The sequence below is a fragment of the Roseomonas gilardii subsp. gilardii genome (genome assembly GCF_023078375.1).
Taxonomy (GTDB): domain Bacteria; phylum Pseudomonadota; class Alphaproteobacteria; order Acetobacterales; family Acetobacteraceae; genus Roseomonas; species Roseomonas gilardii.
In genome coordinates this window covers 3,444,191-3,469,096 of sequence record NZ_CP095554.1, presented here as the reverse complement: position 1 = coordinate 3,469,096, position 24,906 = coordinate 3,444,191, and the positions used below count along the sequence as shown (strand labels likewise).

Sequence of the window (24,906 nt, the reverse complement as noted above, 5' to 3'; positions counted from 1 at the left end):
GGGATCAGTCGAGCAGGCTCTTCGCCGCGCTGGCGAAGCTGGAGCCCGCGCGTAGCCAGGTCGTCAGCGAGCCGTCATTGTTCAGCAGGCTGCGCCGTCCGGCGGCGAGGCGCGCGTTGCGGACCGCGTCGTCCTCCGCGATGTCCTGCGCCGCGTCCTGTCGCAGCCCGGCGGCCACCGCCGCAGCCGAGCCGTCATTCGGATCGAGGCCGGAGGCGGCGCTGCGGGCACGGATCGAGGCGAGCGTGCCAGCGAGCTGGTCCTGCCGCGCCCGCGTGCTCTGCTGCTGCTGCGCGGCGGCGAGCTGCGACTGCGCGGCCGCCTGCTGTTGGATCTGCTGGTTCTGCGCCGCGACCTGGGCACTCTGCGCCTGGGCCCGATGCACGTTGGAGTAGATCGAGAGGCCGGTTCCCACCAGCCCCGCCACGGGTGCGAGCTGCGACATCAGTCGGTGGTCCTCGTGTTGGTCGTGACGGACAGCAGCGTGAAGGGCAGCGGCTCGTCGGATTCGATGCGCCAGAGCGGCTTCAGCGCGTCCTTGCGCCAGCCCAGGGCGCGCAGCGTGACATCGCCGGTGAAGGCGGGCGGCGGTGCGTCCAGCAGCGCCGTGTCCAGCCGCCGAAGCGGCACTGGCCGCGTGCCGCGCCCGAGATCCACCGCCAGTGCCTTGCTTTCCAGCAGGCGGAAGGTGACGCTCACGAGGCGCTGCGGCGCGCCGGCGATGCCGGGGGCGTTCAGCGCCTCCACCGGCATCGGCACCAGCAGATGCGTGAAGGGCAGGCCCATCTCCACGCTGCCCGCCGCTTCCGCCAGGGTGACGGTGCCGCGCCGCACGGCGAAGAGCCCGGCCGGCGCGCCGGAGGCGACCACGCTGACGGTGCGGCCCTCCAGATGCTCCAGCCCGGTCCAGACGGATCTCGCCCCGTTTCCCGTGCCGGTCAGCGCCGCATCCGTGAAGAGCGCGTCGTCGAAGCGCTCCAGCCGAAGCGTGCCGCCGCGCTCCACCGCGAACCAGACCGCGCCCTCCAGCTCGGCGACGGCGCGGAAGGCGCCGTCGGTCTCCTGCCGGGTCCAGGCGGTGATCTCCTCGGCGCGGTACAGCGTCAGCGTCGCCAGGCTGCCGTCGCCCATCACCACATGGAACAGGCGCCGCCGCTGGTCATAGGCCGTGTCCACCGGGTCCCGGACCAGATGATGCGCGGTCAGCGCCAGGTCCCCGGCCTGATAGGCGTCCTCCACCGTGGTATAGGCGAACTCGTAGATCGCGGTGCCGGAGCGCCCGGCGAAGAGCGTGCTGCCATCCACGTCGATCGGCGGGATTATCCGCCCGGTGATGGAGCCCACCCGCGTCTGCCGCAGGATCTGGATCGAGGCCGGGGTGAGCGGCGAGCCCGTCACCATCCATTCGCCGCCCGAGGTGAAAAGCTGCAGGTGCCGCCCGGAGAAGACCGCGCGGATCGCGTTCACCTGATCGGACAGCAGGCCGAACTCGATCGCCTCGTCGTCCAGCCCGGTGCCCAGGTCGAAATTGCCGAGATCGCCCGACTGCGACATCCACAGGCGGTTGGGCAGGTCGCGCGACCCGCCCAGCACCAGCCGGTCCTGGTGGAAGCAGGCCGAGACCGGCCAGCCATGCGCGCCGAAGGCGGACTCATCCCAGTCCGCCGTGGCATCGGTGGTGGTGAGCCGGTCCTCGACATCCGCCACCACATGCCGCGCATCCGTCACTGAGCGGATGCGCAGCCGCCCGCCCGCGATGCGGAGCTGCTTGCCCAGATGCGCCGCCACGAAGAGGTCCGTGCTGGCGGCGACCGTCACCCGCCCCTCCAGCGCGCTCGCCTGCAAGGTCACGTCCGCGGTGGCGAAGCGGTGATAGGGCATCCAGGTGAAGTTGAACTCCGCCACGCTCCATTCCGCGTGGCTGCTGCGGGTGATGCGCTGCACCGGCATCTCCGGATGCAGCAGGAGCAGCGTGTCCGCGCTCTGCGTCCAGGCGAGCTGCGGCAGCATGGCCTCGTTCCAGGGGCCGCTCGCCGCCGCCACCTGCTCGTCTCCCAGGAAGACCAGCATCCGCCCGTCCAGGAAGACCAGGAGATAGGTCTGCTCCGTGTTGAACTCGAATCCCACCAGCCGCGCCGGGCCGGGCAGCATGGCCACGTGGCGCAGTCCGGGCCGGCGGGTCACCCCGCCGGTCGGTTGCAGGATCAGGTTGCGGATCATGCGGGCCCCGTTGTCGAAGGCCCGCGTGTCGCCGCGCCCCAGCATCTCGGGCGCCAGTTCGCCCGCGGTGAAGGAGGTCTTGGCGCGTCGGCTGTCCGGCATGGCTCAGCCCCGCACGCTGATCAGGGGGAAATCCTCGATTGTCCGCGCCGTCGCCTGCTGGCTGTCGGCCAGGCGGGCATCGCGGAAGTCATTGCCGGCGAGGCGCTGCAGCAGCTCGGCCCGGGAGGCGCTTTCCGTCAGCGGGATACAGAATTCCGCCGCGAGGCGCGACACCAGCGCCTGGGCGAAATGCGGCGGGAAACTCGCCTCCTCCGGCCGGAAGATATAGGTCAGCGTCACGCTGGGCGCGTCGGCGTGCAGGCGGCGCTCCATCAGCCGGTATTCCAGCCCGCGCCCGCGCCGGCCGCTGCCGGCGGAGAGCACGCGCAGGCAGCGCGGAGGCAGTTGGAAGGCATACGCCATGTCCGCGACCGGCACGTCCAGCAACCGGGGCAGCACCATCTGCCCGGTGGCGAAGGACCAGGGATGGGCCGCGAGCAGCGCGTCGCGCGCCGCCGGATAGAGGCTGGCGGCGACTTCCGCTTCGGCCGTCCCTTCCTCGAAAGAGGCGATCGGCTGCGCTCCGATGCGGAGCAGGGCGCGCGAGCAGAGAACGAGGGCGGAAAGCGCCATCGAAGGAATTCCTGAGAAGGAGAGGATAGGGTGGGATGGGCCGGACGGAGCCCCTCCGGGGCTTGATCGGCGGAACATTCCCGTTTCCATTTCATCACGAATCGCCGATCCGTGAGGAATCGCGGCGCAACCCCAGGCTGGTCTCCGGGTCCTCGCGGACCATCGGCCCGGAAGGGCGCGAACCGCCACTCCCGGTGCCGATGCGGGGCGGCCCCGCCGTGGAAAGGGGCCTGGGAAGACAGCCTTGCCAGGCCCGGCGATGGCCGCCAGCCCGCCCCGTGCCGCATCCCGGACCGGCCATGCCCGCCCGGACGGTCCCCTTCGCGAAGGACCGTGCCGGAAAGGCATCCCCCGGCGGGGCGGCCGGCCGGGGCTGCGGCCCTCACTCCGCCGCGCGCATCCGCACCACGCCGGTCGGGTCGATCAGCACGGCGCCCTGGCTCATCATGTTGTTGACGAAATGCGCCGCGCGGTCGCCGTGCCAGGTGATGTCGGTGGTGACCTCCTGCGCCACCGCATGGCCGACCGAGGTGCGGTGATAGAAGAAGCAGTTGCGCACCGCCCCATCCAGCGTCAGCCCGGAATGCGGCAGCCAGGTCGCGCCCAGCCACTTCTTCGCCTGGGTCCCCTTCCAGGGCAGATCGGCATCGCCGATGTAGTTGGAGTTGGCGAACTCCTCGATCTGCAGCAGTTGCGACCACTGCTTCCAGCCGACCACGGCATAGCGCTGGCCGTCATCGGGGACATCCGCCGCGCCCAGCATCTCGAAGGCCCGCAGCACCTTGGCGCGGGTCAGCCCATCCGCATCGGTCAGGCCCGTCCCGGTGCCGGAGGCGGTCTGCGTCGCGGTGTCCAGGGCGGCGATGATCAGCTCGTCGGTCTTGCGGCCGAGCGCATAGGCGCCGGCATGCGCCACCACCGTCTGCTCGTCAAAGGAGAGCTTGACCTCGTCCAGCCGGTCGATCCACTCGCCGGCATAGTAGTCCTGCAGGAAGCATTCGACCGTGGCGTGGTCGAGGTTCATCAGCGGCACCTGACCAGCACGGGATTTGGCCGCGGCCGTGCCCTTGCCGACCCGTGGGAAGACCGTGGAGGCGCCGCGCACCCCTGTCTTGGAGCGCACGGTCGGGCGCAGCTTGCTGCCCTGGCGCTGGTAGGCCTCGTGCACCTCGGCCTCGAACTGCTTCACGAAAGCGGCGTCGATCTGACCCACGCATCTTCTCCATTGGGGAAGGTTGGAAGGAAACGCCGAAAGCCCGGTTCCCCCCTGCTGGGGGCCGGGTCCTGCGGCACAGACGGCAGGCGCCCGCCGCCGCTCCGGGCCCGCGAAGATCGCCGGAGCACGGTGCGGGCCGGGTTGGGCCTGCCGGAAAGGGCTGGAAAGAGGAAGCGCTGGAAAGAGGACAGGGGCGGGCGGCGCCGAGGGGGATAGTGGCGTCACCCGCCCCTGTGGTGCCGGGCCATCCCGTTGGGGGGAAGGGATGGTTCCGGCGCAGCGAGGTTTCCGGCCTTCCCGAGGGGGAAGTAGAGGAAGGACCGGGATCGGCCTCGCCGCAGTGGGTCAACCGGCTAACGCGACTCCATCACGCCGGTTGGCCTCTTGTCAGCATTTCTCTGCATCAACCGCCCGTGAGGCGGCGGAAACCCTCGGTGACGCGGCGCACGAACTCCGGCTCGCGGGAGCGCCAGTAGCGTGGATCGCGCATCATCCGGCGCAGCCCCGCCTCGTCCATGCCCGACGGCTCCTCGGCGGAACGCGCCATGGCCGGCTCTCCCTTCCGCATCATGGCGTGCAGCGCCTTCACCCCCTCGGCGGTGGTGGACAGGGCGGCGAAGACCTCGGGTGGCAGGTTCGCGCGGCCCCAGGCGGAGATCTGGCGCGACAGTTGCGCGAAACGCTCCTCGCCGCCGAACTCCTCGCGCAGCCGGTCGAGCTGGCGCTGCGCCTCGTATTGCGCCGCGGCCTCCGCGATCACCGGCAGCAGCTTCTCCGCCGCCAGGTCATAGACGAGCTGCGCCTGATCCTGCGTGAAGCCCGCCGCGTGCAGCCGCGTGTTCACCTCCGGATCGGAGCAGCACAGCGCGTGCCGCTCGGCGATCCGGTAGCCATCCGGCTCCTCCGGTGCGCCCAGCAGCCGGGCGAAGCGCCGGTGCTCGTCCTCCGGCGCCTCGGCCCCCGGGCGCGCCAGGCGCTGCGACAGCTTCCGCTCCAGCTCGCGATAGGATTTCAGCAGGCTGTCCAGCCGGACCCGGCCGGCCTCCGCATCCCAGAACTTCTCGGGCACCTCGGGCGGCCGCGTGGCACTTTCGGGAACCGTGGCCGCATCCGGTGTGTCGGCCTTCCCGGCCGGTGCCAGGGCCGCATCCAACAGGCTCTCGGACATGCGTGTGATCACTCCTCGATGGCGGCCCTGACGGGGCCGAGGACGGCAGCCGGGCTGGAACCCGGCTGCGATGACGGTTGCGGCGTGGCGGGCACGGCGTTCAGGATCCCGGCCGGCGCGGCGAGGATCTTCGCCAGGTGCCGGGTGGCGGCGGCACGGTCCACCTGGGCCGTTGCCTCCGGCCCCAGCGCCGCGACGGCCTGCAGGAAGAGCAGCATGTTCGCCGCATCCGAACGGCCCTGCAGCCGTGCCAGCGGGGACTGGTAGCTCAGGCTCGCCTCATGCCCGTCCAGCAGGATCGGCGGCACCTCGCCACGCCGCCGCAGGATGGACAGGCAGCGGGCGATCAGCGGCGTCAGCAGTTCCGCCTGCAGGCGCCCATAGGTGGCACCCAGCAGCCGCGCCGCCTGAGCCGAGCGTTCCAGCACCTCCGTGGCCGTCATCCGCGCCTCCTGCGGCGGCCCCAGCCGGTCCGCGAGCAGGGCCGAGCGGATGCGCCCCCGCATGTCCGAGAGCACGAGCTGCGACACGTCGAAATTTCCCGGCGCCGCCAGCGGCGTCAGACCGGAGGAGCCGGGCGCCTTGGGGATGATCGCCCCCGGCACGAGGCGCACCGTCGCCGGGTTCAGCACCCCGTCATCATCCGCCTGCCAGATGCCGGTGGCGGCGATGGAGGCGTTCTTCAGCACCAGTTCCACCACCTTGTTGGCGGTGCGGATATCCGGCAGCGCCCGCATCACCGGCCCACGGCCATAGCTCTCGCCCGGCGCCTTCATCCAGCGGAAGGCGATGAAGGGGCTGCGGGCGAAACGGCCGCTCGCCAGCATCCGCGCCTGCCCGTCCACGCCGTCCAGCACCGCGGCATAGGCATGGCCCGGCCCGTCCGGCCAGACCGCCTCGACCACCAGCAGCCTGCCATCCGTTTCCGCGGCATCGGCGGGTGGCAGGCCCGCGCCCGGCCAGCGCGCGGCGATCGCGGTCCGGTCCAGCCGCGCGGCGCGATAGACCGTCTCCAGCCGGCCGGAAGGGCCTTCCTCCAGCACGCATTCGCGCAGCGGCACCGCCTGGAAGCGCAGCGCCGAGGCCTCGCCGGGCGCGGCCTCCTCCACCAGCAGCACGCCCGTCCCCGCCACCACCAGGTCAAGGAAGGCCTGGTGCATCTCCAGCGCGAAGGAGGAGCGGTCCAGATGCCCCTGCAGCGTGTCGGCGGCCTGTTCCAGCGCCTCCGTGGCGGCCTGGGCCTCGGCCGCGGGGCCATCCTGCCCGGCCAGCGCCCGGCCCGGCGTCAGGCCGAACCAGCGCGACCAGGGTGGCGTCAGCTCGGCCAGGAGGGAGGCCGCCAACTGCTCCGCCGCATCCGCCGCGGTGCCGTCGAACAGGGTGGGGCCGCCCGTGCCCGGCACCGTCGCCAGAACATGCTCGTAGCATTCGCGCCAGACCCCTTCCCAGGGGCGCCGGGCCTCCAGGGCACGGGCATGGCGCTGGAGGATATCCTCGGGCTTCATCCCTTCACTCCCCCAGCAGCGTCTTGCGCGCCGCCACCGGCAGGGGCGACAGGACGCCCCGCTCCGAGGTGGCGATAGTGCCCGCCAGCCCGCGCCGGTGCCGTTCGGCATCGTCCTGCCGCGCCTGGACGGCGCTGGCACCGGCGACCGCTGCCGAGGAATCGGCCATGGCCTGCTGGGGGAGGGCGGGGGTGGTGACGACCACCGGCTTCGGCACGCTGAAGAGGCCACCCATCTGTTCGCACTCTCCTGAGAAGATCCCGCCAAAGCGAAAGGCCCGCGCCGGGAGTCCGGCGCGGGCCTTTAAACCAGGCTAGGGAAGAAATTCCTTCGGACGCAAATCGCCCGTTGATGACGCGATGTTTACATGCACTTAGCCTTAGAAGTCAAGAATATTTTCCCATAACAAGAAAATTTTTCTGCAATCTTAGGTAGAGTTTATAAGGGGTCAGCGCGAATGGCGCGTGTGGCCCCAACAGGGCCCGGCACAACGAGACGCAGGAGAGAGGCGAAAGCCATGGCAGGCCGGGAGCCGGATCGGAGGGGGCGAAGGGACCCAGGACACGGCAGCCAGCGCGCCGCCAGAAACCCGGCAGGTCGAAATCCGTGCCTACCTCCAGCCTCGTCACCAGCAGCCGGCCCGACAAGGGATCGATCACCGTCCACCCGCCACCATCGCGCAACGCCGCGAAGCAGTGCCGGAAGCCCGGCCGCAGCAGACGAAGCCAGGCTTGGTCCGCACGGCCACCGAAGCCCAGCCAGAGCTCCTGTTCCCCGCCAGCGCGCCGATGCGAGAGCCGCCGTGGCGCAGCCCCGGGACCTCTCCCGGGGGTTGCCGTAAGGTGGTGCAGGCGGTTCCGGTCCGCATGCGGGTCAGGGCCGGGAAAGCCCGTCCAGGTGCACCACCTCCGCACCACTCCCCAGGGCCCCGGCCTCGCCGGCTACGATGCCCTTGATCCGCAGCGGCCATTCCAGCCGCTCCAGTGCTTCGCGCCACAGGCGATGATCGTGCTTCTCGCGGGCGGAGCGTGGGTCCGGCGCCTGTCCCCGCTCCCCCCAGATCCGGAGGATCCGCGCATGCGTCAGGTCGATCCGGCGCTGGCGATAGAGCCTGTCCAGGCACTTCACCACATCGTCCGGCTCGCAGGGGCGCTGCACCAGGCCGCGCCCGGCCACGATGCGCGCGCCGTCGCGGCGGGCGATCAGGGCCGACATGGTCCAGAACCACGCCTCCTCGGCATGGCGGAAGGGCTCTGTCTTCGGAAGCGACAGGCGCCTGGGCGGGAAGCGGTTGTCGGAAGCGGCGTTGGTCATCGGGGGCTGTCCTCGCCTTATGGTTGAACTAAATGTGAATATTACCCTCCAAACGGGAAGCGTCAACGTTCAGTTAAGAGATATTTCCTATTGCCAGCAGAATCTCTGCCTAGGATAATTGCCTCATGCAGCACTACGACATCTGGCGCGCCATCGATGCGCTGGCAGCCGAGAACGGCCTGTCGGCCTCGGGTCTGGCGCGCAAGGCGGGGCTCGACCCCACCGCCTTCAACCCCTCCAAACGCACCGGGCCGGATGGCCGCGCACGATGGCCATCGACGGAAAGCGTCGCCAAGGTGCTGGACGCCACCGGCACCAGCCTGGATGCCTTCGCCAGCCTGGTGACCGGCACGCCGATGAACTTCCGCGCCGCCGCCGTGCGGCCGGTGCGGCGCATCCCGCTGATCGGCCTCGCCCAGGCCGGCAGCGCCGGCTACTTCGACGATGGCGGCTTCCCCTCCGGCGCTGGATGGGACGAGATCAGCGTGCCGGAAATCCCCGACCCTAACGCCTATGCGCTGGAGATCTCGGGCGATTCCATGGAGCCGGTGTTCCGCGACGGCGACACCATCATCGTCTCGCCCGCCGCTCCGATCCGGCGGGGCGACCGCGTGGTGGTCCGCACCCGGGGAGGGGAGGTCATGGCCAAGGAACTGCTGCGACAATCCGCCCGGAAGGTCGAACTGGCCAGCCTGAACCCGGCGCATCCCAACTACAGCTTCGACCTGGCCGAGATCACCTGGATGCACCGCATCGTCTGGGCCAGCCAGTAGGAAGGCCGGCCCGGCCTCCCACGCCACGCATCGCCGGATGCGGCGGCCTTCCGGACCGGGTCAGACGGTCTCGGCCAGGGCGATGACGCGCTCCGGATCGCGGTCGGCGATGCAGGCGATGCTGCGGCCATCCGGCAGGGGAACGATGGTCAGCCCCGCATCCTCATAGGTGCGCTGCAGCCCGGACCCGATATCGGCGAAGGCCGGCTCCACGCCCGCGGCGTCACAGAGATCCCGAAACCGCCAGATCGCCGCGACCCGGGCCTGCTCCTCGCCCTGCGGATCGCCCAGCCCCAGCCAGAGATCGGGATAGCGGCGGAAGGCGAAGCCAGCCTTGCCGCCTTCGGCGAAGACCGCCCCCAGCTCCTGCTGCGCCCCCTGGCGCGGCAGCCTCGCCCCGAGCGAACGCAGCTTCTGCTGGCTCGTCATGTCGTAGTCGGCGGGCCGCACCCGGGCCGGGCGCAGCAGCCGGAACACCGCATAGAGCATCAGCGCGGCGGAAACGCCCACGGCGAAGCGCAGCGGCGAAGGCATGGACGCCGAGAGCACCACCTCCCACCAGGAGGAGGTGCTGACCGGCTCCCGATAGGCGACCGTCGCCAGGGCCAGGCCGCAGACGATGCCCGCGACCAGCGACAGGATGCGGCTGCCCTTGAGCGGTTCCCCGGTCAGCCGCGCATCGCGGTAGAAGCTGCGGTTCATGGCGGCGAGCAGCACGAAGACCAGCAGCACCGCCCCGATCACCGGCCAGGGATCGTTGCGCACGAACAGGATCGCGCCGCCGTTCAGCAGCAGGAACAGCCCGGCGTAGCAGGCCAGCCGCAGCCGCCGCACCAGGCCCCAGGAGACCGCGATCAGCAGCGTCCCCACCACCGAGGCGGCGAACTGGTTGGCCAGCGCCACCCATTCGCCCAGCCAGCGCGCGATCGCCTCGTTGCCCGCATGCACCGGCAGGGCCCCGACGAAGAGCAGCAGCAGGCCGCAGAGCCCGGTCAGCATGGCGAGCGCCGGCGCCTCCAGGGAGTCGGCGATCCTCGCCTCCACCTGGATGCGCGGCAGGCCCTTGGCGCGCCGCTGCGCCAGCTCGAAGCCCAGGAACAGCACCCCGGCCACGAAGAGCGGCACGATGTAGTAGTAGAGCCGGAACAGCAGCAGCGCGCTCAGCGCCTCCGGCGTCGGCATCCAGGGGCTCAGGCTCAGCAGCATGAAGCCGTCGAAGACGCCGAGCCCCCCCGGCACGCTCGCCGCCAGCCCGGCGGTATAGCCGGCGACATAGATGCCCATGAACATCAGGAAGGTGAGCGGCGGCGCCCCCGGCATCGGCGCCGGCAGCAGCACATAGAAGATCATCGCCGTGACCGCGACATCGACGCTGGCCAGCAGCACCTGCGCCACCGCCAGCTTCAACCCCGGCAGGTCCACCTTGTGCCCGAAGAGATGGAAATGCGGCACGAAGCGCGCCAGCACGATATAGGCGCCGACGATCAGCCACATCAGCACCGCCACGAACTGCGCCGCCCAGCTCGGGATCAGCTCGCCATCGCCCACCCAGGGCAGCACCTCGGGATGCGTCATCAGCACGATGCCGCCGAGAGCGAAGCCGCCCAGCCCGAAGGTCAGGCTGGTGAAGGCGATCACCCGCGCGATCTCCGCCGAGGTCAGCCCCCAGGCGGCATAGAAGCGGTAGCGCACCGCCGCCCCCGACACCGCCGCGAAGCCGATATTATGCGCCAGCGTATAGGCGCAGAAGGCGGCCAGCGCCGTCCGGCTGTAGGAGATCGGCTTGCCCGCATAGACGCTGCCCAGCCGGTCGTAGACCGTCAGCACGGCGAAGGCGAGCAGCGTCCAGCCCAGCGCCAGCCACAGCTTGTGGCCGGAGGTCGCCTCCAGCGCGGTGAGCACGTCCGCGACCTTCAGGTCCCGGAACTCCCGCAGCACGACATAGACCGCCACGATGAGCAGGATGAGGCCGAACGCCGTCGCCCCGTGCTTCCTGACGACCGCCGGGATCTTCACGCCCCTGCCTTCTCCCCTTCGGCCCCAGCCCCGTCGCCGGCCTCCGGCGCGGGCCGCGCCAGCGCCTCCCCGATCAGCGCGATCGTTTCCGGAATGCCGTAGAGCGCCACGAAGCCGCCGAAGCGTGGTCCCTTCTGCTGCCCCAGCAGCACCTGGTACAGCGCCTCGAACCAGGCGATCGACACGCCCGGCCGCCCGTCCTTGCCCGTCTGCAGGAAGGGCTCCCGCCGTCCGGCGTCATAGACGAGGTCCTGGATCGCCGCCCCACGCTCGGCGGCGGGCACGGCCTCCAGCCGCTCCCGGTTCTCGCGCAGCAGCTCCGCCAGCACCTCCAGCGCCGCCCGCTCGCCCGGCGTCGCGGCGCGGTAGCGCTTGGTCGGCTTCACGAAGTCCCGGTAATAGGCCAGGGCATGCTCGACCAGCCGCGCCAGCATCGGCTCGCTCTCCGGAGTCGCCTCGGGCTGGTAGCGGCGCACGAAGCCCCAGAGCATCTCCGGCGTCTCGGCATTCGCCACCACGGCGAGGTTCAGCAGCATGGAGAAGGGGATCGGGCTCGCCCCCATGTTCGGCGCCTTGCCGCCCTGGATGTGCCAGGCCGGGTTCGCCGGGTCCGGGTTCGCGCGCAGCTTCTCCAGATGCGCCAGATAGTCGTCCGTGGCGCGCGGGATCACGTCGAAATGCAGCCGCTTGGCGCTCTTCGGCGAGTTGTACATGAAGAGTGACAGGGATTCCGGCGGCCCGTATTCCAGCCATTCCTCGATGGTCAGGCCGTTGCCCTTGGACTTGCTGATCTTCTGCCCCCCGGCATCGAGGAACAGCTCGTAGGTGAAGCCCACCGGCGGCTCGGCCCCCAGGATGCGGCAGATCTGCGAGGACAGCTTCACGCTGTCGATCAGGTCCTTGCCCGACATCTCGTAGTCCACGCCCAGCGCGTACCAGCGCAGCGCCCAGTCGGCCTTCCACTGCGCCTTGCAGTGCCCGCCGGTCAGCAGCGTCTCGAACCGCTCGCCGCTCTCGGGGTCGCGCCAGACCAGGGTACGGTCGGCGGGGCGCACCTCCTCCATCGGCACCTGCATCACCACGCCGGTCTTCGGATGGATCGGCAGGAAGGGCGAATAGGTCGCCCGCCGGTCCGGCCCCAGCGTCGGCAGGATCACCCGGAGCACCGCCTCGTGCTCCTCCGCCATGCGGATCAGCGCGGCGTCGAAGCGGCCGGAGGTGTAATAGTCGGTGGAGGAGGCGAATTCATACTCGAAGCCGAAGCTGTCGAGGAAGGCGCGCAACCGGGCGTTGTTGTGCGCCCCGAAACTGTCATGCGTGCCGAAGGGGTCGGGAATCCGGGTCAGCGGCCGGCCGAGATACTGCCGCAGCATCTCCCCGTTCGGCACGTTGTCCGGCACCTTGCGCAGCCCGTCCATGTCGTCGCTGAAGGCCAGCAGGCGGGAGGGCAGGCCGGTCATCGCCTCGAAGGCGCGCCGCACCCAGGTGGTCCGCGCCACCTCGCCGAAGGTCCCGATATGCGGCAGGCCGGAGGGGCCATAGCCCGTCTCGAACAGCGCCGCGCCTTTGCCGGAGGCCGCCACGCGGTCGGCGACCTTCGCCGCCTCCTCGAAGGGCCAGGCGCGGGTGCCGCGGAGATGGGGATCGGAGCTGTGTGACATGGCGGGACGCTGATACCGGCGAAGGAACGGTCAAAGGAAGCCCCCAAAGGAGGCCCGGCCCGCGTTGCTGCCGCGGAGCGTCATCGGTTTAGGCGCCACGACCCGTCCCGCCTAGGCCGGGATCGCGGGGGCTGCACCGGCCCAGAAGCAGGGGCGAGGAGCAGGGGAGGGGATTCCCCCTCCCTCATCGCCCTGTGATCTCAGTAGCCCACCGTGAAGCGGCTCCGCGAATGCTTCGGCGCCTCGATCTCGTCCGCCATGGCGATGGCGAAATCGGCGAAGGAGATGCTGCTCTTCCCGTCCCCGGCCACCAGCAACCGGTCCTGGCCCAGCCGGAACGTTCCGGTCCTTGGCCCGGCGAAGAAAAGGGCGGAGGGGGACAGGAAGGTCCAGTCCAGCTCTTCCTCCCGACGCAGACGGTCGAGGAAATCCGCCCCGGCCTGCGCCTCGGCGCGATAGGCCGCGGGGAATTCCGGAGTCGCGATCAGCCGCACCCCCGGCGCCACCTCCAGGCTGCCGGCTCCGCCCACCACGAGATAGCGCCCCACCCCGGCCTCCTTCACGGCCGCGATCAGGATCTCCGGATCGCTCTGGGTGAAGTGCACCGAACTCACCACGGCATCATGCCCGCGCAGCAGCGCCGCCAGTCCCGCGCGGTCGAAGACATCGCCCTTCGCCGCGGTCACGCCCGGCAGTGGGGGGACCTTTTCCGGGTGCCGCACGATCGCCGTCACCGCATGCCCACGCCGCGACAACTCGGCCAGGATCTCCGACCCCGCCTGCCCGGTGGCCCCGATCAACGCGATTCTCATGCCCAAGACTCCCTTTTCAGCAATTTCCGTTGGACACCAGATCACCATTGGAAACCTTCTGAAAAGAAGGCACTTTCAGGGACGCAGATCACCTCGGAGAAACCGCCCTGACGGACCGGCCTGTCCCCCTGAGGGGAAACAGCTTCAGCCCAACCTGCCCGACCCGCATGGTGCTGGACCGCATCGGTGACAAATGGGCCGTGCTGATCCTCATCCTGCTGGAAACGGAGCCCCGGCGCTTCAACCAGCTCCGGCGCGGGATCGAGGGTATCTCCCAGAAGATGCTGGCCCAGACCCTGCGCAGCCTGGAGCGTGATGGCCTCGTCTCGCGCCGGGCCTTCCCCACCGTCCCGGTCACGGTCGAGTACGCCATCACCCCCCTGGGCCGGACCCTGGCGGACACGGTGGATGCCCTGCGGATCTGGGCCGAGACCCATATCGGCGACGTGGTCGAGGCCCAGCGCGCCTATGACCGCCGCCAGGAAGGGAAGGTGGAAGGGGAGGCGGCACGGGCAGCCTGAGCGGAGCCGCCCCCTTCGCCCCGCAGAAGACGCCGCCGCCGGGTCCTGCTAGGATCAAAGGGTGAACTCCTCCCGCATGGGCGTGCCTCGCCTCCTGCTGCCTGAGGCACCGGCCCTGGTCGCGGGCCTCGGCCACGCCACGATCCTGACCCCGGATGGCGAACTGGACACGGTTTCCGCCGCCGACCTGCCCCGGCGCCTGGCCGACCTGCCGCCGCCGATGCTCGTCCATGCCCCGGCCACGGCGCGCCGCCTCGGCCTGCCGCCCTTCCCGGTGGCCTATGACCTGCTGGAACTCTTCGCCTTCGCCCTGCCGGCCCAGCCCGCCGCGCCGACGCCGCGCGGCCTCGCCATGGCGCTGGGGCAGGAGATGCCGGCGGATGACGAATCCGCCGCCATCCTGCTGCCCGAACTGGCCACGCTGATCCTCCGCCGCCTTTCCACCGCGCGGAACGTGCCGCTGAACCGCGACGCCGCCATCCTCGCCGCCCGGCTGCGGGAGGGAATGGACTGGCCCTGGGCTGGTTCCGTGATGGCGGCGCTGGGCAAGGAGGATGCGCGCCCGTCCTCCGATCCGCTGAAGGTCTGGCGCCGCCTGCCGGACTGGGAGGACAGCGCTCCGCCCACGCCCCCGGCTCGCTGCCCGTCTCCGCCGCCGAGGCCCGCACCCGGCTGGCCGAGATCCTGGGCCCGGATGCCGAGCAGCGCCCCGCCCAGGCGGATTTCGCCTCGGCCGCCGCCCTGGCCTTCGCGGCGCGGGAGATGCCCGGCGCTCCGCATGTCGTTCTGGCCGAGGCCGGCACCGGCACGGGCAAGACGCTGGGCTATGTCGCCCCGGCCTCGCTCTGGGCCGAGCGCAACGGCGCCCCGGTCTGGATTTCCACCTACACCCGCAACCTCCAGCGCCAGATCGACGGGGAACTGGCCCGCCTCTATCCGGACCCGGAGGAGCGCAAGCGCCAGGTCGTGATCCGCAAGGGACGGGAGAACTACCTCTGCCTGCTGAACCTGGAGGAAGCCACGGCGGGCCTCATGCCCTCCCGCCTCCTGGCCATCGCCCTGGTTTCGCGCTGGTCGCTCGCGACGCGGGACGGCGACATGCAGGGCGGCGACTTCCCCGGCTGGATCGCCGAGCTCTTCCCCTTCGGCGCCGTCGCCAACCTCACCGACCGGCGCGGCGAATGCATCCATTCCGGCTGCCCGCACTGGCGCCGCTGCTTCGTGGAGCATTCCATCCGCCGTGCCGCCGGGGCGAAGCTGGTCGTGGCCAACCATGCCCTGGTCATGGTCCAGGCCGCGCTGGGCGGCGGCGAGGACGGCCCTGCCGTGCGCTACGTCTTCGACGAGGGCCACCATGTCTTCGACGCTGCCGACGCCGCCTTCTCCGCCGAACTTTCCGGCGCCGAGATGTCCGAGCTGCGCCGCTGGCTGCTGGGCGCCGAGGGGGTAGGGGCCGCGCCCGGGGCCTGCGCCGCCGGTTGGAGGAAGTCCTGTCCGACCATCCCGCCCTCTCGCCCCTGGTCGATGCGGCACTGGAGGCCGGCAATGTCCTGCCTGCCCCCGGCTGGCCCACCCGCCTGCATGACGGCGCCCCCCGCAACGCCGCGGAACGCTTCATGGCCGAGGTCCGCCGGCAGGTTCTGGCCCGCACCGCCGAAGCCGACCCGCTCTACGACGCCGAATGCGACCTGCACCCGCTCAATCCCGGCCTGCCCGAGGCCGGGGCGGAACTCCTCACCGGCCTCGAACGTCTCCTCGCCCCGCTGCGCGGGCTGCACGAGCGCCTGACCGCCCTGCTGGAGGACCCGGAGGCCGAGCTGGAGGTGGGCGACCGCATCCGCCTCGACACCGCCCGCCGCAACCTCGACCGACGCGCCGTGGTGCCGCTGGTGGCCTGGGGCGCCATGCTCCGCCGCCTCGCCGCCCCGGCGCCCGAGCCCGGCATCCGCCCGGTGCATGTGGACTGGCTCGCCATCACGCGGCGCGAGGGGCGGGAGGTCGATGCCGCCATGCACCGCCACCACCTCGACCCCACCGAGCCCTTCGCCCTGGCAGTGGCCGCGCCCGCGCACGGGCTGCTGATCACCTCCGCCACGCTGCGCGACGTGGTGCTGGGCGCGGATGGCCAGCCCGACCCCGAGAGCGCCTGGGAGGCCGCCGAGGCCCGCACCGGCGCCTCCCACCTGCCGCTGCCGGCGGTGCGGGCCGCCGTGCCCTCCACCTTCGACTACGGCGCCCAGACCCTCTCCCTGGTGGTGACCGATATCGGCCGCGACACCGGCCAGCAGGCCGCCGCGATGGAGGCGCTGTTCCGTGCCTCCGGCGGCGGCGCGCTGGGCCTCTTCACCGCCATCCGCCGCCTGCGCAACACCTATGACCGCATCGCGCCCGGGCTGGAGAAGGCGGGCATCCCGCTCTACGCCCAGCATGTGGACGCGATGGACAACTCCACCCTGGTCGATGTCTTCCGCGCGGAGGAGGATTCCTGCCTGCTCGGCACCGATGCGCTGCGCGACGGTGTGGACGTGCCCGGCCGCTCCCTGCGCCTGCTGGTCTTCGACCGCGTGCCCTGGCCACGCCCCACCATCCTGCACCGCGAGCGCCGCCTGCACCTGTCCGGCGGCCGGCCGAAGGAATGGGACGATGCCGTCGCCCGCCACCGGCTGCGCCAGGCCTTCGGCCGCCTCGTCCGCCGCGCCGACGACCGGGGGGTCTTCGTGCTGCTCGACTCGCGGGCGCCCTCGCGCCTCCTCGCGGGCCTGCCGGATGGCGTCGTGACCCACCGCGTCGGCCTCGCCGAAGCCACCCGCCGGACCCGCGAATTCCTGGCGGGCTGAGGCCCGGCCGGGGTGCTGGGCATGGCTTTCCGCACGGCTCGCGGCCCCTTGATGCGGCCGCCATTGACGGGATGTGCCTCATGCTGCGAGACGATCCGGCTATAGGAGCCTCAACGGATATGCCCCTCGACATGAGTTCACCGCAGGCAACCCCCGTCCGCCTCTCCGCCCAGGAGGCCCTGGTCGGCGCCATGGTGGTGATGAGCGCCTGTGACGGCCAGATGACCGACGCGGAACTCGCCACCATGTCGCGCCTGGTCAAGGAACTGCCGGTCTTCAGCGACTTCCATGTGAGCGGTATCGAGACCGTCACCGAGATCGTGCTGAACCTGCTGGGCGACACGGACGGGCTGGACGAGGTGGTCGCGCTGATCCGCGACGCCCTGCCGCAGCGCCTGCGCGAGACCGCCTATCTCCTCGCCTGTGAGATCGTCGCCGCCGATGGCGACGCCACCCAGGACGAGCTGCGCTTCCTGCAGGATTTCCGCATCGGCCTGGATATCGACCGCCTCGTGGCCGGTGCCATCGAGCGCGCCGCCAAGGCCCGCTACCAGGTCATCTGACCCCCGCGCCGGCGGGCGGCGGAATGCCGGGCCTCCGCAACGGTTGCCCGCCGAAGGGCGTTTGCCTTCCGTCCAAGCGCGGGAGAGCAGAACCATGAGCGAGACATCCGCCACGCCGGCCCAGCCCACGATCCTGGCCAGCTTCCGCGACAAGGCGGCGGTCGAGGCGGCCCTCTCCTATCTGGAGGGCGAGGCCATCCCCCGCGCCCAGATCTCCGTCCGCCACGCCGATCCCGTGACGCCGCCGCCCTCCGCCGGGGCCGGAGCGGCGGCGCAGGGCGAGACCATGCCCGAGGACACCGGCGAGGAACCGCTGCGCAAAGACGAGCACCGCAACCTCCGCACCATGCGCAACAGCATGGCCGCCGCCGCGGCCGGCATGGCGGCAGCAGGCGTGGTCGTGGCGACCGGCGGTGCCGCGATCCCCGCGGTCGGCGCGGCCCTCGCGGCCGGGGCAGGGGCGGGCGGCCTCAGCGAGCTGGCCTCCCAGGCCAGCGGCACGGAAGGCACCGCCGCCACCGAGCATGCGGAGGCCATCGTCGTGGTGAAGCCCGCCAATGTGGATCAGGCGGAACGCGCCCGCAGCATCCTGGAGCGGACCTCCGCCCTCAAGGTCTGGGAGGAAGCTCCCTCCGCCTGAACCAGGCGTCGCAGATGATACCCTTGGCGGGCATGCCGCTCGTCCAGTGGGGCTAGCGCTCCCCCGCCTCGTCCCCGATCGCCCGGATCGCGACTGCACCCCGGCGGCCATCGCGGTCCTCGACCTCGAAGGAGACGCGCTGCCCCTTCTCCAACCCCTCCAGCGCTGCCGCCCGCAGCGCCGTGGCATGCACCATCACATCCGGCCCGCCGTCATCCGCCTGGATGAAGCCATAGCCCTTGGCCGGCTGGTACCAGATCACCCGCCCCGTCAGCCTCCCCACCGCCGCTCCTCCCCGTCCTCAAAGCCCCGTCCGCAAAAGGAAAAGGGGCGGCCCTTGCGGACCGCCCCTTCCCGAACCCCGATCCTGGAAGGATCAGAAGTCCATGTCACCCATGCCGCCGCCCGGAGGACCGCCCGCGGGGGCCTTCTTCTCGGGCTTCTCGGCGATCATCGCCTCGGTGGTGATCAGCAGGGCGGCCACGGAAGCGGCGTCCTGCAGCGCGGTGCGCACGACCTTGGTCGGGTCCACGATGCCGGCGGCGATCAGCTGCTTGTACTCGCCGGTCTGCGCGTCATAGCCGTAGTCGTAGCTGTCCTTGCGCAGCACGTCGCCCGCGACCACCGCGCCGTCCTGGCCGGCGTTCTCGGCGATCTGGCGCAGCGGCACCTGGATCGCGCGGCGCACGATCTCGACGCCCACGCGCTGGTCGTCGTTGTCCACCGACACGTTCGCCAGCTTGGCGGTCGCACGGGCCAGGGCGACACCGCCACCCGGCACGATGCCTTCCTCGACCGCGGCGCGGGTCGCATGCAGCGCGTCGTCGACGCGGTCCTTGCGCTCCTTCACCTCGACCTCGGTGGAGCCGCCGACGCGGATCACGGCCACGCCGCCCGCCAGCTTCGCCAGACGCTCCTGCAGCTTCTCGCGGTCGTAGTCCGAGGTGGTCTCCTCGATCTGCGCCTTGATCTGCTCCACGCGGCCCTGGATGTCCTCCTTGGAGCCGGCGCCGTCGACGATCGTGGTGTTCTCCTTCTCGATGCGGACCGTCTTGGCCTTACCGAGCATGTCGAGCGTCACGTTCTCGAGCTTGATGCCGAGATCCTCGGACACGACCTGGCCACCGGTCAGGATCGCGATGTCCTCGAGCATCGCCTTGCGGCGGTCACCGAAGCCCGGGGCCTTCACGGCGGCGATCTTCAGGCCACCGCGCAGCTTGTTGACGACCAGGGTGGCCAGGGCCTCGCCCTCGACATCCTCGGCCACGATGATCAGCGGACGGCCGGACTGCACGACGCTCTCCAGCAGCGGCAGCATCGGCTGCAGCTGGGACAGCTTCTTCTCGTGGATCAGGATGTAGGGGTTATCCAGCTCCGCGATCATCTTCTCCGCATTCGTGATGAAATACGGGGAGACATAGCCGCGGTCGAACTGCATGCCCTCGACGACGTCGAGCTCGGTCTGGATGCCCTTGGCTTCCTCGACCGTGATCACGCCCTCGTTGCCGACCTTCTCCATCGCCTGGGCGATCATCTCGCCGATCTCGGACTCGCCGTTGGCGGACAGCGTGCCGACCTGGGCGACCTCGGCGGAGGTGGTGATCTTCTTCGAGTTGGCCTTCAGGTCCTCGACGACGATGGCCACGGCCTTGTCGATGCCGCGCTTCAGGTCCATCGGGTTCAGGCCGGCGGCCACGGACTTCGCGCCCTCGCGGACGATCGCCTGCGCCAGCACGGTCGCGGTGGTGGTGCCGTCACCGGCCAGGTCGTTCTGCTTGGAAGCGACCTCGCGCACCATCTGCGCGCCCATGTTCTCGAACTTGTCGGCCAGCTCGATTTCCTTGGCGACCGTCACACCGTCCTTGGTGATGCGGGGCGCGCCGAAGGACTTGTCGATCACCACGTTGCGGCCCTTGGGGCCCAGCGTGACCTTCACGGCGTCAGCGAGAATGTCGACGCCGCGCAGCATGCGGTCGCGGGCGTTCTGGCCGAACTTGACGTCCTTAGCAGCCATCTTGCTCTACCTCTGTATTTGAATGGGGAAGGGAAGCGACGAAAGCGTGCGGCGTCAGCCGATCACACCCATGATGTCGGACTCCTTCATGATCAGGAGGTCCTCACCGTTCAGCTTCACCTCGGTGCCCGACCACTTGCCGAACAGGATGCGGTCGCCGGCCTTGACGTCGAGCGGGCGGACCTCACCCTTGTCGTTCACCGTGCCGGTGCCGACGGAGACGATCTCGCCTTCCTGCGGCTTCTCCTTGGCGGTGTCGGGGATGATGATGCCGCCAGCGGTCTTCTCGTCAGCCGTCACGCGGCGGACGAGAACGCGGTCGTGCAGAGGGCGGAAGTTCATCAGGAACGCTCCTAAGCCTTTGGAAACCGTGGTCTCGGATTCATAGCTCCGGCGGGATGCGGGGCTGTTAGCACTCACCCCCACCGAGTGCCAGCGATCTAGGGCCACCCCCCGCCTTCCGTCAAGATGTTCGGCAGCAATTCCGGTAAATGAGTGCTAATCTGTTGATAACGGTGGATTTTTTCTTGATCCCGGGGTCTCCGCATATGGCAGGATGATGACGGCCGCAACGAGACGCGGCCTGAGGAGAGATGCTTCGCATGATCCTGCGAGAAATCGGGAACCTCGTCCGCTTCCCGGAACCCCGCATCACCACCGCCGAGCTGCTCTATCGCCTGCCTGATCACCCTTCCGTGCTGCAGAGCTTCGTCTGGCAGAAGGTCGATCGCGCCCCCGGCTTCCCGGAACTGCACCGCTTCATCGATTTCTGGCAGCGCGAGATCGAAGGGCCGCTGCATTCGGTGCGGGTCGCCTCGGCGGCGCTCTGGCGCCCCGCCGAGTTCCGCTATGTCGGTGGCCAGTTCACCCTGCACTAGCGATCCCGGGCCGGGGCAGGGCGAAGCCTGTCCGCCTGCGCCTGCCCGGCCGCGGGGCCATTCCCCGATCCACCCGCCGCCTTGCCGCCGCCGGGCGCCAGCGCCGCCGCCCGGGAACGGCCCGCCTTCTTCACCGGGGCCGGGGCGTCATCCGCGCCACGGCCGCCCGGACGGCCGCTCAGCTCATAGGCCGAGTTGACCAGGGCGATGTGGGAGAAGGCCTGCGGGAAGTTGCCGATCAGGCGACGCGCCTTCGGGTCGTACTCCTCCGATAGCAGGCCGACATCGTTGCGCAGGTCCAGCAGCCGTTCGAAGAGATCCAGCGCCTCCTTCCTGCGCCCCGTGCGCTGATAGGCATTGGCCAGCCAGAAGGAGCAGGCCAGGAACACGCCCTCATCGCCCGGCAGCCCGTCCCGGGTCTCCTCGGTGGCATAGCGCAGCAGGAACCCGCCCCGCAGCAGCCGCTTCTCCACCGCCGCGATGGTGCCGAGCACGCGTGGATCGTCATAGGGCAGGAAGCCCACCGCGGGCAGCAGCAGCAGATTCGCATCCACATCGCCCGAGCCATAGGCGCGGGTGAAGCTGCCCAGCGACGTGTCGAAGCCACGCCGGCAGACATCCTCATGGATGCTCCGCCGCAGCGCCTGCCACCGCTTCAGCGGGCCGCGCAGGCCGAAGCGCTCGATGCTGCGCACCGCCCGGTCCACCGCCGCCCAGGCGGCGACCTTGGAGAAGGTGAACTGCTCCGGCCCGCTGCGGACTTCCCACATGCCCTCGTCCGGCTGTTTCCAGATCTTCGCCAGATGGTCGGTCAGCGCGCGTTGCAGCGACCATGCCTGCCGGTCAAAGGGCATCCCGTGCCGGTGCGCCAGGTACAACGTGCTCGCCACCTCGCCGAAGACGTCGAGCTGCAATTGCCGGTAGGCCGCATTGCCAAGCCGCACCGGCCGCGAATCCTCATAGCCGGGCAGCCAGTCCGCCTCGCATTCGGTCAGTCGGCGCTCGCCGGACAAGCCGTACATGATCTGGATCTGGTCCGGGCTCCCCGCCACGGCACGGAGCAGCCAGTCCCGCCAGGCCGCGGCATCCTCCACATAGCCGGCGCGCAGCAGCGCCATCAGGGTCAGGGTCGAATCGCGCAGCCAGCAGAAGCGGTAGTCCCAGTTCCGCGACCCGCCCAGCTTCTCCGGCAGGGAGGTGGTGGGCGCGGCCACGATGCCCCCGGTCGGGCGATAGGTGAGGGCCTTCAGCGTCACCACGGAACGGCGCACGGCTTCCGTCCAGGGCCCGGCCTCGGCGCAGCCGGCGGCCCATTGCCGCCACCCCGCCTCCGTCTCCGCCAGCCGTTCCTCCGGAGCCAGCGGAGGCGGGGGCGGCAGGTGCGAGGCGCCATAGGACAGGACGAAAGAGGCGCTCTCCCCCGCCTTCACCGTGAAGCGGGAGACGCTGCGCATGTCCTCGCCATGCACGGGCACGCTGGCCCGCAGCACCGCGAGATCCGGCCCCGCCACCGCCCGGATGCCGGAACGGTCGGGCAGGCGCGACACCCAGGGAACGACGCGCCCGTTGTCGAAGCGCATCACCAGCTCCCCGCGCATCGCGACCTCGCCGCGCAGCCCGGTGACGATCCGCACGAGGTTCGAGACGCCGTCGTCGCGCACATTCATGAAATCGGTGAGCCGGACGGCGCCGCCGCCGGTGCGGAACTCCGTATCCAGCACCAGCGTGCCGTCGCGATAGCCCCGCCGGATGCGGGGCGGCTCGCCGCCCGCTTCCCAGTCCGGCGCGATCTGCCAGCGTCCGTTTTCCGGCGTGCCGAGCAGCGCGGCGAAGACCGCATCGGAATCGAAGCGCGGCCAGCAGAGCCAGTCGATCGACCCGTCGCGGCCCACCAGCGCCGCTGTCGCCAGGTCGCCGATCAGCGCGTAGTCCTCGATCCGTCCTGGCATGATGGCGCGGTCAGCCTCCGATCCGGTTCCGCGTCCCGGAGCGGCGCCCCGCCATCCAGGCCAGGGCGGGCAGGGCGAGGATCGCGCCTCCGATCGCCGCCCGCAGCAGGGTCGGCTCGATCGCATGCACCCGGTTGGCTGCACGGCTGCTGAACCGACCGCGCGTCCGGTGCGGACCCGCCACCGGCCGGAACAGGTTGTCCCGCCGCCCGGCGGGCAGGGGCTCGCCCGTCATCTGGCTGGAATAGCCGCGATCCGCCAGGATGCGGTCCGCCAGCCCGGGCACCGCCATGCCGCCCAGGATCGCCTTCAGGGTCGGCCAGCCGAGCCAGACCTCCCGCTTCGGCCGCATCGCCGCCGCGAAGATCGCCTCGCCCACGGCCTCGGGCTGATGGATCGGCGGCACCGGCTGGGCACGCTCGCCCATGCGGTTGCGCGCCCATTCGAACTGCGGCGTGTTGACCGCCGGAAGCTGCACCATCGTCAGCCGGATGCGGCTGCGGTCATGTCCCAGCTCGCAGCGCAGGGAATCCATGAACCCCCGCACCGCGAACTTGGCGGCGCAATAGGCCGATTGCAGCGGGATGGCGCGGTAGGAAAGGGCGGAGCCGACCGCCACGATCACGCCCTGGTCATGCCGGCGCATCTGCCGCAGCGCCGCCATGGCCCCATGCACCTGGCCAAGATAGGTGACTTCGGTGACGCGGCGGAACTCCTCCGGCGTCATCTCCGCGACAGGGGACATCACCGTCACCATCGCGTTGTTCACCCAGACATCGATGCCCCCGAACCGCTCCGCCACCTGCTGGGCCGCCGCGTCCACGGCCGCCGCATCCGCCACGTCGAGCGGCAGCGTGATCACCCGGCGCGCGCCCGCCACCGCCACCTCGCGCCGGGCATCCTCCAGCCCCTCGGCCTCCCGCGCAATCAGGGCGATGTTCCAGCCGCGCCGGGCGAAGGCCAGCGCCGTCGCCCGCCCCACGCCCGCCGAGGCCCCCGTGATCACCACGCTCCGGGCGCCCGTCACCATCTCCCGCGCCATCGCGCTCCCCTTCCATGCCGCCACCTGAGGGCTACGGACTCACGGCCTGCGAACACATGGCCGGGTTCCGGGGTTGCGGGCGGGCGCCCGCACAGTCGCGGGATGATCCCGCGGCATGAACCGGCGGGGGCGGCCGTCAGTGGGGGTGAAAGAAGGCGATCAGCGCACTCAGTGTGGCCACCGAGAGGGCCGAGGCCAGCAGCACCGTGGCGCCCGAGCGGTCCATGCCCGTGGCATAGCGCCGCGCCAGGATGAAGGCCGTGGCACCGGTCGGCATGGCGGCCGCGATCACCGCCACCGCCGTGCCCAGCGGCGGCAACTGGAAGAACAGCGCCGCCCCCCAGACCGCCAGCGGCAGCACCAGCAGCTTGATGGTCACGCCCAGCACCGCATCGGGCCAGTCGCGGCGCAGGTTGAAGCTGGTCAGGCTGGCGCCCAGGCAGAACAGCGCCACCGGCGAGCCCGCCTGCCCCAGCAGGTGCAGCAGCCGCTGGATCATCTCGGGTGGCGGGGGCAGGAAGACCGACCACAGCCCGCCCAGCGCCACCGCCAGCAGCATCGGGTTCCGCACGAGGGAGGTCAGGGTGGAACGCAGGATGACGAAGGGCGAGGCCTTCGCGTTCATCCCGATCTCCGCGATCACCGTGGCGACGGGCAGGATCAGGATGGAATGGAAGGCCAGGATCGCCAGCAGGTTCCGCAGCCCCTCCGGCCCGAAGGCGGACAGGATCAGCGGAATGCCCACCATCGACAGGTTGCCGAAGCTGGCATCCAGCGCCACCAGCCCCGCTTCCTGCAGCCGCAGCCCACGCAGCCGCCGCGCCAGCACCACGGCCAGCGCATAGACGGGCAGGCAGGCGGAGAAATAGGCGATCGAGACCGCCAGTGTCGGCCCCAGCCCGCCGGAGCTCGAGGCCCCCTCGAAAAGCAGCGCCGGCAGGGCGAGCATGAAGACGAAGTCGTTCAGCCCGCGCACGCCCTCGGCGGAGATCCGGTTGGTCAGCCGGGCCAGGTAGCCGAGGAGGATGGTGACGAAGACCGGGCCGATGATCGAGAAAACAACAGTCATCGCGCCCGCGGCATCTCCGTCATCGCCATTCCA

General features: G+C 70.7%; 22 protein-coding genes and 1 pseudogene. 6 read left to right on the top strand and 17 right to left on the bottom strand.

The window, feature by feature from the left end:
* Positions 1–4 precede the first annotated feature (4 nt).
* The 8 genes from MVG78_RS15995 to MVG78_RS15960 all read right to left on the bottom strand — a co-directional run bounded on the left by MVG78_RS15995 (position 5) and on the right by MVG78_RS15960 (position 8,098).
* Positions 5–445, bottom strand: coding sequence for a hypothetical protein (locus MVG78_RS15995; RefSeq protein WP_247553119.1), 441 nt, complete (start codon positions 443–445; stop codon positions 5–7).
* Positions 445–2,322 (bottom strand): phage tail protein, encoded by a 1,878-nt coding sequence (locus tag MVG78_RS15990; RefSeq protein ID WP_247553117.1) that lies wholly within the window; start codon positions 2,320–2,322, stop codon positions 445–447. The genes MVG78_RS15995 and MVG78_RS15990 overlap by 1 nt, the downstream gene beginning before the upstream one ends.
* 3 nt (positions 2,323–2,325) lie before the next feature.
* The gene (locus tag MVG78_RS15985; protein WP_247553115.1) at positions 2,326–2,895 is read right to left on the bottom strand and encodes a phage connector family protein; all 570 of its coding nucleotides are present in this window, start codon (positions 2,893–2,895) and stop codon (positions 2,326–2,328) included.
* 382 nt (positions 2,896–3,277) lie between these two features.
* Positions 3,278–4,108, bottom strand: coding sequence for a phage capsid protein (locus MVG78_RS15980; protein WP_247553113.1), 831 nt, complete (start codon positions 4,106–4,108; stop codon positions 3,278–3,280).
* A 406-nt stretch (positions 4,109–4,514) separates the two neighbouring features.
* Complete coding sequence (locus MVG78_RS15975; protein ID WP_247553111.1) at positions 4,515–5,279, bottom strand: capsid assembly protein; 765 nt, start codon at positions 5,277–5,279, stop codon at positions 4,515–4,517.
* Positions 5,280–5,287: 8 nt separating this feature from the next.
* Positions 5,288–6,784 (bottom strand): portal protein, encoded by a 1,497-nt coding sequence (locus MVG78_RS15970; protein ID WP_247553109.1) that lies wholly within the window; start codon positions 6,782–6,784, stop codon positions 5,288–5,290.
* 4 nt (positions 6,785–6,788) lie between these two features.
* Entirely contained in the window at positions 6,789–7,019 is a 231-nt protein-coding gene (locus MVG78_RS15965) for a hypothetical protein (RefSeq protein ID WP_247553095.1), read from the bottom strand.
* A gap of 638 nt (positions 7,020–7,657) precedes the next feature.
* Complete coding sequence (locus MVG78_RS15960) at positions 7,658–8,098, bottom strand: hypothetical protein (RefSeq protein WP_247553093.1); 441 nt, start codon at positions 8,096–8,098, stop codon at positions 7,658–7,660.
* A 125-nt stretch (positions 8,099–8,223) separates the two neighbouring features.
* On the opposite strand from MVG78_RS15960, the gene MVG78_RS15955 reads away from it, so the two are divergent.
* The gene (locus MVG78_RS15955) at positions 8,224–8,871 is read left to right on the top strand and encodes a S24 family peptidase (protein WP_247553091.1); all 648 of its coding nucleotides are present in this window, start codon (positions 8,224–8,226) and stop codon (positions 8,869–8,871) included.
* Positions 8,872–8,931: 60 nt separating this feature from the next.
* Here MVG78_RS15955 and MVG78_RS15950 read toward each other — a convergent pair whose 3' ends face one another.
* The 3 genes from MVG78_RS15950 to MVG78_RS15940 all read right to left on the bottom strand — a co-directional run bounded on the left by MVG78_RS15950 (position 8,932) and on the right by MVG78_RS15940 (position 13,360).
* Positions 8,932–10,887: a lysylphosphatidylglycerol synthase domain-containing protein gene (locus MVG78_RS15950; RefSeq protein ID WP_247553089.1), complete on the bottom strand. Its 1,956-nt coding sequence runs from the start codon at positions 10,885–10,887 to the stop codon at positions 8,932–8,934.
* Positions 10,884–12,548 (bottom strand): lysine--tRNA ligase, encoded by a 1,665-nt coding sequence (locus tag MVG78_RS15945; protein ID WP_247553076.1) that lies wholly within the window; start codon positions 12,546–12,548, stop codon positions 10,884–10,886. The genes MVG78_RS15950 and MVG78_RS15945 overlap by 4 nt, the downstream gene beginning before the upstream one ends.
* A gap of 200 nt (positions 12,549–12,748) precedes the next feature.
* Positions 12,749–13,360, bottom strand: coding sequence for an NAD(P)-dependent oxidoreductase (locus tag MVG78_RS15940; RefSeq protein WP_247553065.1), 612 nt, complete (start codon positions 13,358–13,360; stop codon positions 12,749–12,751).
* Positions 13,361–13,560: 200 nt separating this feature from the next.
* Between MVG78_RS15940 and MVG78_RS15935 the strand changes: the two genes are divergently transcribed.
* From MVG78_RS15935 to MVG78_RS15920, 4 genes and pseudogenes are all read left to right on the top strand, one after another.
* On the top strand, positions 13,561–13,881 hold the full coding sequence (locus MVG78_RS15935) for a winged helix-turn-helix transcriptional regulator (protein WP_247553063.1): 321 nt from the start codon (positions 13,561–13,563) through the stop codon (positions 13,879–13,881).
* Positions 13,882–13,957: 76 nt separating this feature from the next.
* Positions 13,958–16,718: pseudogene (locus MVG78_RS15930) on the top strand (ATP-dependent DNA helicase).
* A gap of 131 nt (positions 16,719–16,849) precedes the next feature.
* Entirely contained in the window at positions 16,850–17,281 is a 432-nt protein-coding gene (locus MVG78_RS15925) for a tellurite resistance TerB family protein (RefSeq protein WP_247553061.1), read from the top strand.
* Positions 17,282–17,375: 94 nt separating this feature from the next.
* The gene (locus MVG78_RS15920) at positions 17,376–17,921 is read left to right on the top strand and encodes a hypothetical protein (RefSeq protein WP_247553059.1); all 546 of its coding nucleotides are present in this window, start codon (positions 17,376–17,378) and stop codon (positions 17,919–17,921) included.
* Positions 17,922–17,973: 52 nt separating this feature from the next.
* Here MVG78_RS15920 and MVG78_RS15915 read toward each other — a convergent pair whose 3' ends face one another.
* The 3 genes from MVG78_RS15915 to groES form a co-directional block, all read right to left on the bottom strand.
* A complete protein-coding gene (locus MVG78_RS15915) occupies positions 17,974–18,204 on the bottom strand; it encodes a cold-shock protein (protein ID WP_247553056.1) in 231 nt (76 codons plus the stop codon).
* Between the two features lie 93 nt (positions 18,205–18,297).
* The gene (gene groL, locus MVG78_RS15910) at positions 18,298–19,935 is read right to left on the bottom strand and encodes a chaperonin GroEL (RefSeq protein ID WP_247553055.1); all 1,638 of its coding nucleotides are present in this window, start codon (positions 19,933–19,935) and stop codon (positions 18,298–18,300) included.
* A gap of 54 nt (positions 19,936–19,989) precedes the next feature.
* On the bottom strand, positions 19,990–20,277 hold the full coding sequence (groES, locus tag MVG78_RS15905; protein WP_247553053.1) for a co-chaperone GroES: 288 nt from the start codon (positions 20,275–20,277) through the stop codon (positions 19,990–19,992).
* Between the two features lie 260 nt (positions 20,278–20,537).
* Between groES and MVG78_RS15900 the strand changes: the two genes are divergently transcribed.
* Entirely contained in the window at positions 20,538–20,813 is a 276-nt protein-coding gene (locus MVG78_RS15900) for an usg protein (RefSeq protein ID WP_247553051.1), read from the top strand.
* On the opposite strand, the gene MVG78_RS15895 is transcribed toward MVG78_RS15900, so the two are convergent.
* The 3 genes from MVG78_RS15895 to MVG78_RS15885 form a co-directional block, all read right to left on the bottom strand.
* On the bottom strand, positions 20,810–22,762 hold the full coding sequence (locus MVG78_RS15895) for a glycoside hydrolase family 15 protein (RefSeq protein ID WP_247553049.1): 1,953 nt from the start codon (positions 22,760–22,762) through the stop codon (positions 20,810–20,812). The genes MVG78_RS15900 and MVG78_RS15895 overlap by 4 nt on opposite strands.
* 10 nt (positions 22,763–22,772) lie before the next feature.
* Positions 22,773–23,804 carry an SDR family oxidoreductase gene (locus MVG78_RS15890; RefSeq protein WP_247553047.1) on the bottom strand — a complete coding sequence of 344 codons (1,032 nt, stop codon included), beginning with the start codon at positions 23,802–23,804 and terminating at the stop codon, positions 22,773–22,775.
* A 136-nt stretch (positions 23,805–23,940) separates the two neighbouring features.
* Positions 23,941–24,873, bottom strand: a complete 933-nt coding sequence (locus MVG78_RS15885; protein ID WP_247553045.1) for an AEC family transporter — start codon at positions 24,871–24,873, stop codon at positions 23,941–23,943.
* Positions 24,874–24,906: the final 33 nt, after the last annotated feature.

Excerpts from the sequence above, each read along its gene's own strand:
- MVG78_RS15995 (WP_247553119.1), bottom strand. The coding sequence starts at position 445 with ATGTCGCAGCTCGCACCCGTGGCGGGGCTGGTGGGAACCGGCCTCTCG.
- MVG78_RS15990 (WP_247553117.1), bottom strand. The coding sequence starts at position 2,322 with ATGCCGGACAGCCGACGCGCCAAGACCTCCTTCACCGCGGGCGAACTG.
- MVG78_RS15985 (WP_247553115.1), bottom strand. The coding sequence starts at position 2,895 with ATGGCGCTTTCCGCCCTCGTTCTCTGCTCGCGCGCCCTGCTCCGCATC.
- MVG78_RS15975 (WP_247553111.1), bottom strand. The coding sequence starts at position 5,279 with ATGTCCGAGAGCCTGTTGGATGCGGCCCTGGCACCGGCCGGGAAGGCC.
- MVG78_RS15970 (WP_247553109.1), bottom strand. The coding sequence starts at position 6,784 with ATGAAGCCCGAGGATATCCTCCAGCGCCATGCCCGTGCCCTGGAGGCC.
- MVG78_RS15965 (WP_247553095.1), bottom strand. The coding sequence starts at position 7,019 with ATGGGTGGCCTCTTCAGCGTGCCGAAGCCGGTGGTCGTCACCACCCCC.
- MVG78_RS15960 (WP_247553093.1), bottom strand. The coding sequence starts at position 8,098 with ATGACCAACGCCGCTTCCGACAACCGCTTCCCGCCCAGGCGCCTGTCG.
- MVG78_RS15955 (WP_247553091.1), top strand. The coding sequence starts at position 8,224 with ATGCAGCACTACGACATCTGGCGCGCCATCGATGCGCTGGCAGCCGAG.
- MVG78_RS15945 (WP_247553076.1), bottom strand. The coding sequence starts at position 12,548 with ATGTCACACAGCTCCGATCCCCATCTCCGCGGCACCCGCGCCTGGCCC.
- MVG78_RS15940 (WP_247553065.1), bottom strand. The coding sequence starts at position 13,360 with ATGAGAATCGCGTTGATCGGGGCCACCGGGCAGGCGGGGTCGGAGATC.
- MVG78_RS15925 (WP_247553061.1), top strand. The coding sequence starts at position 16,850 with ATGAGTTCACCGCAGGCAACCCCCGTCCGCCTCTCCGCCCAGGAGGCC.
- MVG78_RS15920 (WP_247553059.1), top strand. The coding sequence starts at position 17,376 with ATGAGCGAGACATCCGCCACGCCGGCCCAGCCCACGATCCTGGCCAGC.
- groL (WP_247553055.1), bottom strand. The coding sequence starts at position 19,935 with ATGGCTGCTAAGGACGTCAAGTTCGGCCAGAACGCCCGCGACCGCATG.
- groES (WP_247553053.1), bottom strand. The coding sequence starts at position 20,277 with ATGAACTTCCGCCCTCTGCACGACCGCGTTCTCGTCCGCCGCGTGACG.
- MVG78_RS15900 (WP_247553051.1), top strand. The coding sequence starts at position 20,538 with ATGATCCTGCGAGAAATCGGGAACCTCGTCCGCTTCCCGGAACCCCGC.
- MVG78_RS15895 (WP_247553049.1), bottom strand. The coding sequence starts at position 22,762 with ATGCCAGGACGGATCGAGGACTACGCGCTGATCGGCGACCTGGCGACA.
- MVG78_RS15890 (WP_247553047.1), bottom strand. The coding sequence starts at position 23,804 with ATGGCGCGGGAGATGGTGACGGGCGCCCGGAGCGTGGTGATCACGGGG.
- MVG78_RS15885 (WP_247553045.1), bottom strand. The coding sequence starts at position 24,873 with ATGACTGTTGTTTTCTCGATCATCGGCCCGGTCTTCGTCACCATCCTC.